The 15,752-nt window shown below is 34.6% G+C and carries 12 protein-coding genes; 2 read left to right on the top strand and 10 right to left on the bottom strand.

The window, feature by feature from the left end; genetic code table 11:
* Positions 1-149 precede the first annotated feature (149 nt).
* Complete coding sequence (gene fucO, locus FYJ55_RS02710; protein WP_154555533.1) at positions 150-1,313, top strand: lactaldehyde reductase; 1,164 nt, start codon at positions 150-152, stop codon at positions 1,311-1,313.
* Positions 1,314-1,388: 75 nt separating this feature from the next.
* Here the strand turns inward: fucO and FYJ55_RS02715 are convergent, their stop codons facing one another.
* The 9 genes from FYJ55_RS02715 to FYJ55_RS02755 form a co-directional block, all read right to left on the bottom strand.
* Positions 1,389-2,258, bottom strand: a complete 870-nt coding sequence (locus FYJ55_RS02715) for an NlpC/P60 family protein (protein WP_229771051.1) — start codon at positions 2,256-2,258, stop codon at positions 1,389-1,391.
* Between the two features lie 192 nt (positions 2,259-2,450).
* On the bottom strand, positions 2,451-3,545 hold the full coding sequence (metK, locus tag FYJ55_RS02720; protein WP_154555534.1) for a methionine adenosyltransferase: 1,095 nt from the start codon (positions 3,543-3,545) through the stop codon (positions 2,451-2,453).
* 286 nt (positions 3,546-3,831) lie between these two features.
* Positions 3,832-4,461, bottom strand: coding sequence for a lactate utilization protein (locus FYJ55_RS02725; protein WP_154555535.1), 630 nt, complete (start codon positions 4,459-4,461; stop codon positions 3,832-3,834).
* A 3-nt stretch (positions 4,462-4,464) separates the two neighbouring features.
* Positions 4,465-7,497: a DNA polymerase III subunit alpha gene (locus FYJ55_RS02730; protein WP_154555536.1), complete on the bottom strand. Its 3,033-nt coding sequence runs from the start codon at positions 7,495-7,497 to the stop codon at positions 4,465-4,467.
* Between the two features lie 54 nt (positions 7,498-7,551).
* Positions 7,552-8,484: a DHH family phosphoesterase gene (locus tag FYJ55_RS02735; protein WP_154555537.1), complete on the bottom strand. Its 933-nt coding sequence runs from the start codon at positions 8,482-8,484 to the stop codon at positions 7,552-7,554.
* Entirely contained in the window at positions 8,477-9,676 is a 1,200-nt protein-coding gene (locus FYJ55_RS02740; protein ID WP_154555538.1) for an acetate/propionate family kinase, read from the bottom strand. The genes FYJ55_RS02735 and FYJ55_RS02740 overlap by 8 nt, the downstream gene beginning before the upstream one ends.
* Positions 9,677-9,688: 12 nt before the next feature.
* The gene (locus FYJ55_RS02745) at positions 9,689-9,982 is read right to left on the bottom strand and encodes a sigma factor-like helix-turn-helix DNA-binding protein (RefSeq protein ID WP_118115131.1); all 294 of its coding nucleotides are present in this window, start codon (positions 9,980-9,982) and stop codon (positions 9,689-9,691) included.
* Positions 9,982-10,941, bottom strand: coding sequence for a signal recognition particle-docking protein FtsY (gene ftsY / locus FYJ55_RS02750; protein ID WP_154555539.1), 960 nt, complete (start codon positions 10,939-10,941; stop codon positions 9,982-9,984). The genes FYJ55_RS02745 and ftsY overlap by 1 nt, the downstream gene beginning before the upstream one ends.
* Before the next feature lie 2 nt (positions 10,942-10,943).
* Entirely contained in the window at positions 10,944-13,868 is a 2,925-nt protein-coding gene (locus tag FYJ55_RS02755; protein ID WP_154555540.1) for a chromosome segregation protein SMC, read from the bottom strand.
* A gap of 108 nt (positions 13,869-13,976) precedes the next feature.
* On the opposite strand from FYJ55_RS02755, the gene trhA reads away from it, so the two are divergent.
* Complete coding sequence (gene trhA / locus FYJ55_RS02760) at positions 13,977-14,633, top strand: PAQR family membrane homeostasis protein TrhA (protein ID WP_154555541.1); 657 nt, start codon at positions 13,977-13,979, stop codon at positions 14,631-14,633.
* 43 nt (positions 14,634-14,676) lie between these two features.
* Here the strand turns inward: trhA and rseP are convergent, their stop codons facing one another.
* Positions 14,677-15,750: an RIP metalloprotease RseP gene (rseP, locus tag FYJ55_RS02765; RefSeq protein ID WP_154555542.1), complete on the bottom strand. Its 1,074-nt coding sequence runs from the start codon at positions 15,748-15,750 to the stop codon at positions 14,677-14,679.
* Positions 15,751-15,752 lie beyond the last annotated feature (2 nt).

Consider the following 15,752-nt stretch of genomic DNA (forward strand, 5'->3'; position numbering starts at 1 on the left):
TCCAAAACTTTCTTAAAATTTTAGCACAAATATTGGATAATATGCACTAAAACACTTATATGTGACATTATTATCAATTTGTAACTTGTATGTAAGCGCTTGTACTCGTAAAATAAAATTAACAAGTATATGAGGAGGAAATAATACTTATGGCAAATCGTTTTATTTTAAATGAAACAAGTTATCATGGTGCTGGAGCCATCAAAGAAGTGGTTACAGAAGTTAAAGCACGTGGATTAAAGAAAGGTTTAGTTGTTACAGACAAAGACTTGATCAAATTTGGTGTAGCTACTAAAGTCACAGACTTATTAGATGAAGCTGGACTTCCTTATGAAATCTATGATGAGGTTAAGGCAAACCCAACTGTTGAACAAGTTAAAAATGGTGTACAGGCAGCTAAAGATGCCGGTGCAGACTATTTAATCGCTATTGGTGGTGGAAGCCCACAAGATACTTGTAAAGGTATTGGAATCATCTTGGCAAACCCAGAATTTGAAGATGTTGTTAGCTTGGAAGGTGTTGCTCCAACTAAAAACAAATCTGTCCCAGTTATCGCTATTGCAACTACAGCAGGTACTGCAGCAGAAACTACAATCAATTATGTAATTACAGATACTGAAAAGAGAAGAAAATTCGTTTGTGTAGATGCTCACGATATTCCAGTTGTTGCGATTATCGATCCAGAAATGATGTCAAGTATGCCAAAGGGCTTAACTGCAAGTACTGGTCTTGACGCATTAACTCACGCTATTGAAGGATACACAACTTTAGCTGCTTGGGAACTTGCTGATACGTTAAACTTAAAAGCTATCGAAATCATTTCAAGAAGCTTACGTGCTGCATGTGCTAACGATCCAAAAGGACGTGAAGACATGGCACTAGGACAATATATGACAGGTATGGCATTCTCTAACGTTGGTTTAGGTGTTGACCACGGTATGGCTCACCCATTAAGCGCATTCTACGGAATCCCTCACGGTGTTGCTTGTGCTACATTACTTCCATACGTTATGGAATTCAACAAAGATTACACTGGTGAAAAATTTAGAGAAATCGCTCGTGTAATGGGAGTTGAAGGTGTTGATGAAATGTCTCAAGAAGAATATCGTCAAGCTGCTATTGATGCCGTTATTCAATTAAGTAAAGATTGTGGAATTGCTCAAAGTTTAAAAGAAATCGGTGTTAAAGAAGAAGACTTACCTACATTAACAGATTCAGCTATGGCTGACGTATGTACAGGTGGTAACCCACGTCCATGTACTAAAGAATTGATCTTCGACTTATATAAATACGCATTTAACGGAAGAGACTAATATGTCCATTTAGAAGGCAATCTAGTTGCCTTCTTTTTTTTCTGTGTAAAAAAAGATGAGATCACTCTCATCTCATTAACGATTTACATGAACATATCCAATAAATGGTTGGTTACATTCAACACTATAAATTGTTGTCTGATTTCCATACCATCCACCATGAACAGCCTGACCATTACCAATATATAATGCGACATGTCCTTGATAGACACAAATATCTCCTGGAACTGGATTATTTGTCAAAGGTCCTAAGCTTAAATAAGCTGCTGGTGCACCATGGAAATTAATTCCTACAGCAGCAAGTGAATTTGTCACTAACATTGTACAGTCTTGATATACACCAATCTGAGCTAATGCTGCATCGGCAATTCTTTGGTAGAAATTCTTTTCTACATTTACCGTAATATTTTTTTCACTTACATTTCCCGCTTTATCTTTCGCTTTAATGGACGTTGTAACAGTTCCTGTATTTGTTGTATCTACATTTTCAGTCAAAGTCACAGTTCCTTCTTCATTTAATGAAACATAGCGATTGATATCAAATGCTTCATTTTGTTCCACTGTAATTGTATCCTCACAAGTAATTACAGGCGCTGTTGTATCTTCTACCTTGACACTTACTTCAGCACTGTGCTTTTCATTTGTATTTTTGTTTTTCCCTTCAATAGAAACTGTTTGTTTACCAACCGTATCAATATCTAAATCTTTTACTTTTACCTTGTAGTTTTTTGATTCATATACAGATACATTTTTTGTTTTCTTTTTAAACTTTACATTCGCATATTTTTTATGCAATTCTTTTGTAAATACAGACTGCATTGAATCAGCATTCTGATATTCAATTTTATAAGCTGGTGTGTTTTCTTTTGCTGCAACACTTGTAACACCTCCAAATGTAGATGTAGCAATCATCACACTCGCAAATACTTGCATTAATTTTTTCATTGTTATGGGCCTCCTCATTGCTCACACAATTAAAGAGGCTACACTATTTTCTCGTAAGTGTCAAAAGAATATCCGTATTTCCCACAATTTAACATATTAATTTGTTTAAATTTGCCATTATTAACAAGTCCGTCCCATTTTTTTGCACTTTTTAGTGAAAAAAAGAACTACAAGATTTGTAGTTCTAAACAATTAATATTCCAATTTTTTAACCTTTTCCCAAGTAAATTGAGGATCACCAAAATGTCCATAGCATGATGTTTTGTGGTAAACTGGCTTTCTTAAATCCAATTCGGAAATGATGTTTCCTACTTCAAAATTGAAGTTTTTCTTAACGATTTCTAATAGTTTTTCATCATCAAACTTACCTGTTCCAAAAGTGTCTACACATAAAGATACAGGTTGTGCTTTACCAATTGCATACGCAACTTCAACTTCACAACGACGAGCTAAGCCATTGGCAACAATGTTTTTAGCTACATAACGAGAGTAGTAAGCAGCACTACGGTCTACTTTCGTAGGGTCTTTACTAGAGAAGCATCCTCCTCCAATACGTCCACGTCCACCATATGTATCACATACGATTTTACGTCCTGTCGTTCCTGAATCTCCCCATGATCCACCTACAACGAAGCTTCCAGATGGGTTGATTAAATATTTTGTGTTTTCATCTAAATATTTTTCATCAATGCAAGGTTTAATCACTTCATTCATGATCAATTCTTTAATTTCTTCTTGTGTAATATCTTTTGAATGTTGAGTTGAAACAACGATTGTATCAATACGTTTGATTTCATCATTTTCATATTCAACAGATACCTGTGTTTTTCCATCTGGTTTTAATAAATCTGGATGAGCACGACGTACTTTTGTCAATTGACGAGCTAAAAGGTGTGCATAATAGATAGTTAATGGCATATACTCATCATTTTCATCACAGGCATAACCAAACATAATACCTTGGTCACCAGCACATACTTCATCACGATTTACGGCATTGTGAATTTCAGGACTTTGTTGATTCACAACAGTATGTACATGATATTCTTCTGTGTATCCAATACGTTTGATTTCATTCAATGCGATTGTTTCATAATCCAATTCTGCCTTTGTATTACATTCACCATAAATTAACACAAAATCATCTTTAATTGTACATTCAACAGCCATATTTGAATATGGGTCTTGAGCTAATGCAGCATCTACGATTGCGTCGGCAATTTGGTCACAAATTTTATCTGGATGACCTTCAGTAACACTTTCACTTGTAAAAATATAGTCTTTCATTTTGTCTCCTCTTCTCTTACTTATCCATAAAAAAAACATACTTTAAGAAGTATGTTACAAATCTTTATACTTCTTATCGCTGTTAGCAGGACCACCTTAACATATCGTCAGGTTGGCGTGAAGTCAACGAGCTAACTCTCTACTTCAACTCTGGATAATTTTTTTACGCATAAAGATTAAAACATGAAACTACAAATAATGCAAGAAATTCATCACCATAATTATACATATCTTCATTTATGTATTTCAAAATACAAAAATGGCTAAATTATCTAGCCATTTCATTCTAATATCCTAATACTTCATCCACTAAGATGACATGAATACGATCGGGTTCCATGCTGTTTCTTGTGATGACCAGCTGATCACAAATGCAGCCTTGGGCTAAACAATTTGCACAACTACCTGTTAATTGACAAGGTCTGTTTCCACTAAAACGTTGATTATTAATGGGTGCAGCCACATTTCTTACTCTAGAAATTGCACTATCTAAATCTTTTGTCACCTTATTCATACCTACGATCATTATGACATGTCTAGGCCCAAAACATAAACATGACACACGATTACAATGCCCATCCATATTGACTAAAATTCCATCTTCTGTCATCGCATTGCTACTCATTAAATAGTAGTCTGCATAAAAACAATCTCTTTCCAACTTGTACTTTTCTTCGGCATTTTTTGCCTGATCTCGATCAATGACTTTGAAATTTCTTTTATAAAGCTCTTCCTTGATACCAATCTTATTTAAAGTATCTGAGCCTCCCCAGCCGACACTTGAGCCCGGCTTCATTATTTCAAATGCCAAATCCAAAGCTTCTTGTTTAGAATGCACATAATACCCATTCATATGTCTGTTTTTTAAGCCTTGAATCACTTTTTTAGATAATAAATCATTTCGTTTTGTGATCATTTTTTACACCTCAATCCACTCTATTTTATTCACTACAATCGATGATGGTCGATCCTTCTTTCCTTGAATCAGACAAATACGATCTTTTTGAATGTTTTCTTTTTGTTGTTCATACAAACGAGGCATCATAACCGCATCCATTTTACCAGCTTCATCCTCGACACTCATAAAGCACATCCAATCACCTTTCTTTGTCTTGTGCGTTCTAAAAGACGCAATACGCACTAAAATATTCATATATCCATCTTTATTTACTGCATTTAACAATGGTATACAATTTGGATAGTTATGCATACGTAAAGACTGCACAGGATGTTCACTCACATAGAAACCGTATACATATTGCTCTTTTTGGGCTTTTTGTATTGGATTCTCTTTGATTCTTTGAATGCCTGGACGAGAGACAATACTAAAATCGAAACGTAAATTGTTCGGATCTTCAATTCGCACAATATTTACATAATCAATCAGTTTTCTTAAGTTCTCATTAAGAGTTGCACGATTATATCCAAAACAATCCAATGCTCCGCCATCAATTAAAATTCGAATCGTAGATTCATTGATCTTATACATACTTGCCTTGGCAAGAAAATCAAATAAATCTATATATGGTGCATGTTCTAAAATCGTTGGATAAATTGTTTTCCCTACACCTTTTAAAACTTGTAGCGGCATACGAATTGAATTCTGTTCAATCGTATAGAAAGCTTTTGAATGATTAATATCACACCCATTCACAACGATATTTCTTCGTTTACATTCATAAATATATTGTGAAGTTTTTATACCTGAACCAATGACACTATTTAAAAGGCTCTGATAGAAATATAAGGGATAATTTGCCTTTAAATAAGCCATTTGATAAGCTACTAAGCTATAGGCATAACTGTGTGATTTATTAAATCCATAACCGGCAAATTGTTCCATAATGGAAAATATCTCATTGGAAACAGAATCCTTAATACGATTCTTTCGAGCTCCTAAAATGAATTGCTCTTTTAAATTCTGCATGACATCCACTTTCTTTTTCGACATAGCCTTTCTTAGTGTATCTGCTTGTGCCAAGCTAAATCCGCCAATCACTTGGGCTGTCTGCATAACTTGTTCCTGATAAATCATGATACCATAGGTTTCCTTTAAGATTGGTTCTAGTAAAGGATGAGGATACACGACTTTTGAAGGATCCTTTTTTCTTTCAATATATGTATCAATATGCTGCATCGCTCCAGGACGATATAAAGCAAGTACAACACTGATATCTTCAAATTTGTTGGGTTGTATCTTTTGTAGTAAAGATGTAATTCCACTAGATTCCAATTGAAATACACCTAAAGTGTTTCCAAACGATAATAATTGATATGTTTTCGCATCCTTTAAATTGATTTTCATCATATCCAAAGAAATATGTTTTTGTTCTTTTAGATTTGTGACAATTTCATGAATCGTCGTTAAATTACGTATGCCCAAAAAATCCATTTTGATCAAACCCAAATCTTCTAAATATTCCGCTGCAAATTGTGTAGCCTGAATATCTCCATCGACACTGACAAGTGGACAGACATTCACAATAGGCTGATCTGAAAGAACAATTCCTGCCGCATGCAAAGAGGTGTGTCGTGGTAATCCTTCAACGTTTACACACATCTTAAATAATTCAGTTAATTTTTGATCTGACTGGATCCTTTTTCGAAATAAAACATTCTCATTATAGGCCTGCATCAACGTAATTTTAGATGTATTCTTTAACATCTTAGAAAGTTCATCCACAATTCTTGCCGGAATATTCATAACACGCCCTACATCACGAATGGCTTGTCTTGCTTGTAATGTATTGAATGTTACAATATGACTCACATGATCCTGTCCATAGAGTTTGCGAACATATTGAATCACTTCATCTCTTCTATCATCTGGAAAATCCGTATCGATATCCGGCATGGAAACACGTGATGGATTTAGAAATCTTTCAAACAATAAATTATTCTGAATTGGATCAATATGTGTAATACCTAAACAATAAGCTACTAAAGAACCGGCTGCACTACCACGCCCTGGACCTACAAATATGTCTTGACTTCTGGCATATCGAATAAAATCCCATACAATCAAAAAATAATCGGTAAATCCCATAGTGACTATGACATTTAATTCATATTCTAAACGTTTGATATAGGTAGGGTTTAAATTTCCATTTAAACGTTTTTCTAACCCCTTTTTACAAAGCTTGATCAAATAGTCTCTAGAATCAATCTGAAGTTTATTTTTAAATACAGGAAGTTTGGACTTTTGAAAAGCCATTTGAATATTGCACATTCTTGCGATTTCTTCTGTAGCGATCAATTCACTTTCATCATACAACGCTTCCATTTCCTGTTGACTTCTTAAATATCTTTGAAATTGTACGTCCAAACCTTGATTTTCAATATTCGTTTGTTTGGCAATAGCCCTTAATACTTGTAAAGATTTTACGTCTTCACTATTCTCATACAGAATTCGAGATAGAGCCACACGTTTACAATCAAGTTGTTTTAAAATTCGATTATCGGCTCTTTTTTTACCCGAATCATTCATAGATACAGAAATATAGAAATCTGAAAAAGATTTTTTACACAATTCTACAAATGCACTTAACTTTTCTAAATCTTGATGTTCAATATATGCACTGAATGTATCTTTCCCATCGCTGGAAGTTAATACCACACAATCTATGGCATACTTTGTAACTTCTTCAAAAGATACATTTCCTTTTATGATCGAACTTAATTTATATAAATTCTGTAGACCCATATCATTCTTCGCTAGAAGAATAAAATGAAATGGCTCCTCATTATAGATGGAATCAACTTCTAAACCAATAATCGGATGTACATTGTGCTTTTTGCATAATTGATAGAACTCCATCGTTCCATACATCACATTATGATCGGTTAAACAAACATGATTATATCCGAGTTGTTTTTGATGAAGAATCATATTTTCTAAACGAATAGGTGATTCAAGTAAAGAGTATGAACTTCGCATATGTAAGTGAACCATGAAATCCCACCTTTCTTTCTAAAATATTATACCATAAGAAAAAGAGATAGCTTCTTAAGCTACCTCTCGATTTGATAAAATTTCAATAATTTGATTGACTTGATCACGTGTTAAGTTTTTGATTCCACTTGCACATTCGTGACCACCACCACCAAATTCCATGGCAACATTACGAATTGGAATATTTCTTGAACGTAAAGACGCACTATAATGTACACGATCTTCCATACGCGTAAACAATGCCCACATTTCAACACAATCGATACCTGCTAAACAATAGACTTTGTCTTTAGCATCTGTAAAGCTTAAACCAAATTCTTCATAATCTTCACATTCTAGAATTGAATAAAGGAACTTGTTTTTAAACACTGTATGATTACGTACAACAGTTTCATATTTATAGTCTTCCATGGATTTTGAAAAGTTCAATTGTTCCACTTTTGTGACATCTACACCTTGTTCGAATAAATATTTTGCGGCATCAAATGTAGCTGGGCGAACATTATTTGTCGTAAAACGAATATTGTCCGCTGTTAATCCAAGATATAACATCAGAGAACTTTGTAGAGGAATGTTAGCCTTTTTTTCTTGTAAATACAAAGCTAATAACTCACATGTGGCACTTGCCTTATCATCAATCCATTCTTCATCACAAATGGTTTCTACTTGTACGTGATGATCAATACGAATTGATTTTTTAGCCAATTGATACCTGTCATCATCAATGCGTGCAGCATTTGAAGTATCTAAAACAATTGCCAAGCTGGAAGCTACTACTTCATCATCTACAACATCCATGTGTACGTTGTTTCTTTGTGAAACTGGACAATCATTACCTAAACAATAGATTTTTTTATTTGGATAAGCACTTTCTAAATAGTACTTTAAGCCAAATTGTGATCCTATCGCATCCATGTCGGCAAAAACATGGCGAAAAATTGTGATTGTATTAAAATCTTTTACGCTTTCTAAGATATCATTAGGCATTAGCCATCAAATCCTTGTAAGCATCACGTGCAATGACTAATTCTTCGTTTGTTGGCAATAACCAAACTTGCATTTTTGATTCAGGAGAACTTAATAATTTTTCAACGCCACGAACTCCATCGTTGTCTTCTGGTTTTACAACAACACCAAATGCTGATAATCCATCACAGATTCTTTGACGCATTGCACAATCATTTTCACCGATACCACCGGCAAAAACAATCGCATCAGCACCACCCATTAATCCGTAGTATCCTGATACAACTTCAACAATACGATTTACATATACGTTTTGAGTTAAAATAGCACGTGGATTTCCTTCTTTGACAGCGGCTTCAATGTCACGACCATCACTAGAGATTCCACTTACGCCTAACATACCCGATTTTTTATTCATGATTGTATCCATTTCATCTGGTGTATATCCATATTTATTTTCTAAGAATGGAACGATTGCAGGATCAATATCTCCACAACGAGTTCCCATCATGATTCCTCCAAGAGGTGTGAATCCCATTGATGTTTTATATGATTTACCATTTTTAACCGCTGTAATACTAGCACCATTTCCTAAGTGGCAAGTGATGATATTCATTTCTTCTTGTGTTTTTCCTTGAAGCTCAGCCAAACGTTTTGTCAAATATTCATGACTTGTTCCATGAGCACCATAACGACGTACCTTATCGTTAGTATAATATTCATATGGAAGAGGGAAAATATAGTTTTCTTCTGGCATACTTTGGTGGAATGCTGTATCAAATACGAATGTGTGTTTACACTCTGGTAAAGCATCTCTAAATGAACGATATCCAACTAATGCAGCTGGGTTGTGTAATGGAGCCAATGCACATAATTCTTCTACTTTAGCTTCAACATCTGCATCTACAGGTACTGAATGAGAGAAATATTCTCCACCATGAACAACACGATGACCAATCGCTTTGATATCTTCCAAACTATTTACAACTTTGTGTTCAATTAATGCTTCCATTAATTTTTTTACAGCCACTGCATGATCTTTGATATCTAAGATCTCTTCAATTTTTTCTCCATTGGCTTTCATTCCAAAAATAGAATCGTTTAAACCAATACGTTCTACGTTTCCTTGTGCTAGAACTTCTTCTTCTGGCATTTTGAAAACTTGGAATTTCAAAGATGAACTTCCTGCATTAACACTCATAACAATCGACATTTTTTGATCCTCCTAAAAAATTTCTTTTAATATTTCGATTTGTTCAACATCTTCATGATGTAAAATCCATGAATCCAATAATTTTTTCTTAGCAACATAGCCAATCGCTGCTTCATATTTTTCCAGTAATTTCGTAGCTCGATGTACCGAATCCATTGCGGCTGCACGAGAAATCTCTAGTTCCTCACTTATTTCAGTATAAGAGAAATCTTCCTCATAGTAAAGAGATAATATCTCTCTTTGACGCTTAGTCAACAAGTCTCCATACACATCTAATAAATCATTCGCATCTAATTTTGAAATCATTATTCTTCCATACCCTTTGTGATTCCCATCAAGAAGGCATTGATATCAAATGGTCTTAAATCAGCAGGCTTTTCTCCTAGACCTAAAAAACGAACTGGTAAGTGTAGTAGATCACGAATTGCGAGTACAACTCCACCTTTTGCCGTACCATCCATCTTCGTTAAAACGATACCTGTTACATCAGTTGCTTCCAAGAATACTTTTGCTTGTGAAATACCGTTTTGACCTGTTGTCGCATCTAAAACTAACCAGACTTCTTGTGGTGCTCCCTCAATTTCTCTTTGTACAACACGGTGCATCTTACTTAATTCATTCATTAAATTTGTTTTATTTTGTAGACGACCCGCTGTATCGCAAATCAAAATATCAATACCATTTTCTTTGGCATAACGACAAGCATCAACTAATACGGAACTTGGGTCTTGGTTCATTTTTCCTTTAACACAATGCACACCTAAACGTGTTGCCCAAGTATCAATTTGATCAATAGCTCCAGCACGGAATGTGTCGGCTGCAGCAACCGCGACTTTCTTACCTTGTTCCTTGTAGTATTGAATTAATTTTGCACTTGTAGTTGTCTTACCACTACCATTTACACCAACCATTAAAATAACAGTTGGCCCTTCTTCATTCATTTTAATTGGTTCATCGTTTGATTCATCATAGAAATCATAAAGAATTGAAACCAAATAATCTAACATGGAATCATATTCTTTAACATGTTTTCCATTTGATTCAAACGCATCCACAATTTTTTGTGCTGTATGAATACCCACATCACTCTCAAGTAGAATAACCATAATTTGCTCTAATAGGTCATCATCAATTCCATGAAAGTTATTGGATAAAGCACGCATACGATCTCCAAAGCTTTTCTTTGAACGATCAAGGCCTGATAAATATTTATCTTTATCTTCACTTTTTACGAAAGCTTCTTTTATTTTCGAAAAGACCGACATTACTATTCCTCCTTAGCTATATGTACTGCATCTTTCAATTGCACTTTTAACACTTTACTAACACCATCTTTTTGCATTGTAACCCCATATAACGTATCACACTGTTCCATAGTTCCTGGTCTATGTGTTACCGCAATAAATTGAGATTGACCACGATAATGAGATAAATAACGAGCAAAACGCTCAACATTTGCCTGGTCTAATGCAGCTTCTACCTCATCAAAGATACATAAAGGCATTGTACGAGCCTTTAATATCGCAAACAATACACTAATCGCAATCAAAGCTTTTTCTCCACCCGAGAATGTCTGGATATTTTTAACCATTTTTCCAGGAGGCTGAACATCAATATCAATACCCGTATTCAATACGTCTTCTGGATCCACCATAGAAAGACTAGCACGTCCTCCACCAAACATAGCCTTGAATACGCCATCTAGTTCAGCATTAATTTTATTAAACATCTCAGTAAATTGACTGATCATTGTCTTATCCATCTCATCAATAGCTGCCAATATTTGTTGACTTGCCTTTTCTAAATCTTCTTTTTGGCTTGTCATAAAATCAAAACGTTCTTTGACTTCTTTATATTCGTTTGGTGCATCCAAATTCACATTTCCCAAACGAGAAATTGCTTGACGAAGTTGAATAACTTCTTCTTTAGCACTTTCGAGTTCGACATCTTCTTTTTTAGTTAACGCGTACTCATATGTCATTTCATAATCTGTGCTTAAGCGATTCAATGCGTTCTCTAACTGCGTTTTGATTTTCACAACTTCCATTTCATAGTTATGGATCTGCGATTGTTTAGAACTCATTTCTCTACGAACTAAACGAATCTGATTTTCAAGTTGTTCTGCTTCATTTCCTTTATCAAAACGAGTCTGACGCAAGCTTTGAATCTCTAGAGACAATGAATCCAATACAGCATGCATCTTAGACATTTGTACAACAAGATCATCTTGTGCTAATTCACCACTATCTTCAATATCTACACCTAACTCCTGATATTCAGCTAAAATCGAATCATATTTTGCCTTTTTAGTCGCACAAATATTTTCTAGCTTAGCCAATTCAATCTGTAAAGTTACAATCGCATCGTTTTCTTTTTGAAGTTTCTGCGTAAGAATCTCTGTTTCATCCAAACAATTGTCGGCTTTGATTTTTTGCCCCTCGATTTTTGAATTGATTGTTTCTAATTCCTGTCGCATTGTGACTGGTGTACTTTGATTCTTCGTAACACCACCCGTCATGCTACCACCTGTATGTACGATATCACCATCTAGGGTAACAATTTTATATGCATAACGTAATCGTTTCGCAGTTTCATTCGCATTCTGCAATGTATCCACCACAATCACATTACCAAGCAATCGTTCTTTAACTGGATCAAAGATCTCTTTACAGTCAACACATTCACTCGCAAAGCCTAAAAAGCCTGGACTTGTTGAAGCAATCGTGATCACTTGTTCATTCATTTTTCTAGGATGACATACACTTAATGGTAAGAAAGTTGCACGTCCACTACGGTTTCGTTTCAAGAATGAAATGGCATTTCTTGCATCTGCCTCATTTTTAGTGATGATTTGATAGATACTTCCACCTAATGCTGCATTTACCGCCAATGCTTTATCGGCATGTGCAATCAACAATTCACTGACAACTCCATAAACACCAGATAAAGAGTTTTTTGTCTGCATTACAGAACGCACACCTTGTTGATGTGCAAAAGGCTGCTTCATCATATTTTCCAATACTTGTCTACGATTTTGTAGCTGTATCAATATATTGTTTGCCTTATCCGATTCATAACGAGCCTTAGAAATTTTTGTTTTCAAATCATTCACAATATTACGACGGTTATTTAAATCTTGTTGCGCCTGCATTAAACGCTGATGACGATCCTGATATTCGAATCGTGCTTCTTCAAGCATAGCCTGCAATTCTTTTTGACGAGCTTGTTTATCCGCTACCTGCAACATATACTTACGCTTTTCATCCTGCTCGATTTTACGTCTTTCAAGCTGATAATTTTCTTCCATCGCTTTTGTGTATTTTCCTTGAAGCTCATTGATTTGTTTATCTAGAGCATACATTTCTTTTCGAATGCTTTCTAAGCGATTTTCCTGCTTTAAAAGCTCCGCATTTTCTGATGTATGCATAGCTTGCATATCAAACAATTCTTTATTGATCTGATTGATTTTATCATTATATTGATCAATATCCTCAACCAATACACTAATTTCAATTTTAGAAAGTTTATCTCTTAAAGAAATATATTTTTCTGCCTTTTTAGCTTGTTTTTCCAAAGGTCCAATTTGTCTTTCAAGCTCATCTAGAATATCCTGCAAACGATCTAGATTTTCTTTTGTCTGCTCTAATTTAGACAATGACACCTTTTTTCTCTTTTTATACTTTGCGACACCCGCAGCTTCCTCAAATAAAGAACGTCTATCTTCTGGCTTGGCATCCGCAAAAGAAGAAATATTTCCCTGCGTAATAATACTTAAGGAATCTTTTCCTAATCCTGTATCCATGACTAAATCATTAATATCTTTTAATCGGCATGGTGTTTTATTTATAAAATAACTTGCTTCATTATTGGCACGTAAAATTTGTCGTGTTATTTCGATTTCATCAAAATCCGAATCAAAAACACGTGTTGAATTGTCAAATACCAATGTAACGCGTGCCATGTTTACAGGTTTTCTATATTCACTTCCTGAGAAGATAATATCTGACATATTAGTACCTGAACGAAGTGATTTAACACTCTGTTCACCTAGTACCCAACGAATGGCATCATTCACATTACTTTTACCACATCCGTTTGGTCCTACAATGCCTGTAATATCTTGATCAAATTGAATCACTGTTTTATCTGCAAAGCTTTTAAAGCCTTGTAATTCAATACGTTTTAAAAACATCAAGACCCTCCACTCTAACTAGTGTATTATATCAAAAAAATCACATAAAATATATCTAGTATCATTTTCTAGATTGTATATTATTTATTATTATATTATAGTATGTGTATGAACAAGAAAGATAGTATGCGGTATGTTTATCCACTTTGTTTTGGTGAAGAAGTAGGAAACTGTATCACACATGGAGTTATGGCACTTTTGATTCTATTTGCACTTCCATACTATAGTGTTCGTGCTTATTTACAAGGCGGAGTAATCAAAACACTTGGAACAGCAGTATTCTTGATTTGTCTGCTCTTTATGTTTACAGGGTCTTGTCTTTACCACAGCATGCCGCATGAAACAACACACAAATATGTATTTAGAAAATTAGATCACATCATGATCTTATTGGCTATCGCAGGTACTTATACGCCCATTTGTCTAAATCTTATGAACAACTGGAAAGGATATACAATTTTAGCTATCGAATGGGTTATGGTAATTGCTGGAATCTTATTGAAATCGATTGCGACGAAAAGTTATCCTAAACTTTCAATGGTAATCTATATGGTCATGGGTTGGTTAGCTATCTTTATCTTACCTACGCTAATCAAAGAAACTCAACCTATATTTATCATTTTGATTGCCTTAGGTGGTTTTATGTACACCATGGGTACTTTCTTTTATTCAAAACCACAAAAAAGATATTTTCATTTTGTATGGCATATCTTCATCATTTTAGCTAGTATTTGTCACTTATTAGCTATTCTTTATTTTATGTAAAAAGAACCTATATCTTGGATTTTCCAAAATATAGGTTCTTTTTTTAAAACAATCGTATGATATCATTATATGTCGCGTATAAAAACAGCAACATCAAGAGTACAAAACTTGCCATGATGATATTTTCTACTACTTTTGTAGAAACTTTTCGACCAATTAGTTTTTCAATCAATAAAATCAAGATTCTTCCGCCATCAAGTGCTGGAATGGGAATAGCATTAAAGATTCCAATATTTAATGAAATCATCGCAAACAAACTAAAATACATGTCCAATCCATATTGTACAGATTTGCTAGTGACATTTAAAATGCCAACGGGACCCGATAAGTTTTCTAATCCCTGTCCGTGAATGATCATATTCAAAGATTTAAATATAGTTATTGCACTATCCCAGGTATTTTGACAGCCAATCCATAAAGATTGATACCAAGGAATCTTCTTCGCATATGCAATCGCCTTATAGCCAAGTGTATAGCCTTCTATATCTTTATCATAAGATGGAGTTAGTGTAGTTTCAAATGTTGTGCCATCACGCTTTATAGTTAATGTCAATGTATCATGATGATATTGAATAAACTCTAAAATTTCATTTTGTGTTTTAGGTTGAATACTGTTTCCATCTTCACTTTGAACTTTAACGATGTGATCATCTTTTTCTAGACCTGCTTTTTGTGCCACAGAGTCCTCTTCGACTACATAGACAACTGGTTTTGCATCTTCTATTACATAGCCTTGAGCTAGGGCCACACCCATATATATGATCCATGCCAATAAAATATTCATCACAATACCAGCCATCATGATGCAGACTTGTTTCCATTTTTCAATACCGTTTAAGCGTCTATTTTCCGGAACATCCTTTAGCCAGCTATCTTCTTCACTTTGTGAGCCATCTTCTTCACCAGCCATCATTACATAGCCGCCAAAAGGAATGGCGCGAATTGAAAAAGCAGTCTCTTTTCCTTGTTTTTGATAAAGACATGGTCCCATACCAATAGAAAATTCTTTACAGTAAACCCCAAAATGTTTAGCAACTAAAAAATGTCCTAACTCATGTAAAATGACAATCACGCTTAGCATCACGACAAATGCTATTATACCAATAATAAAATCCATTC

It is taken from the genome of Holdemanella porci (assembly GCF_009696075.1).
Classification (GTDB): domain Bacteria; phylum Bacillota_I; class Bacilli_A; order Erysipelotrichales; family Erysipelotrichaceae; genus Holdemanella; species Holdemanella porci.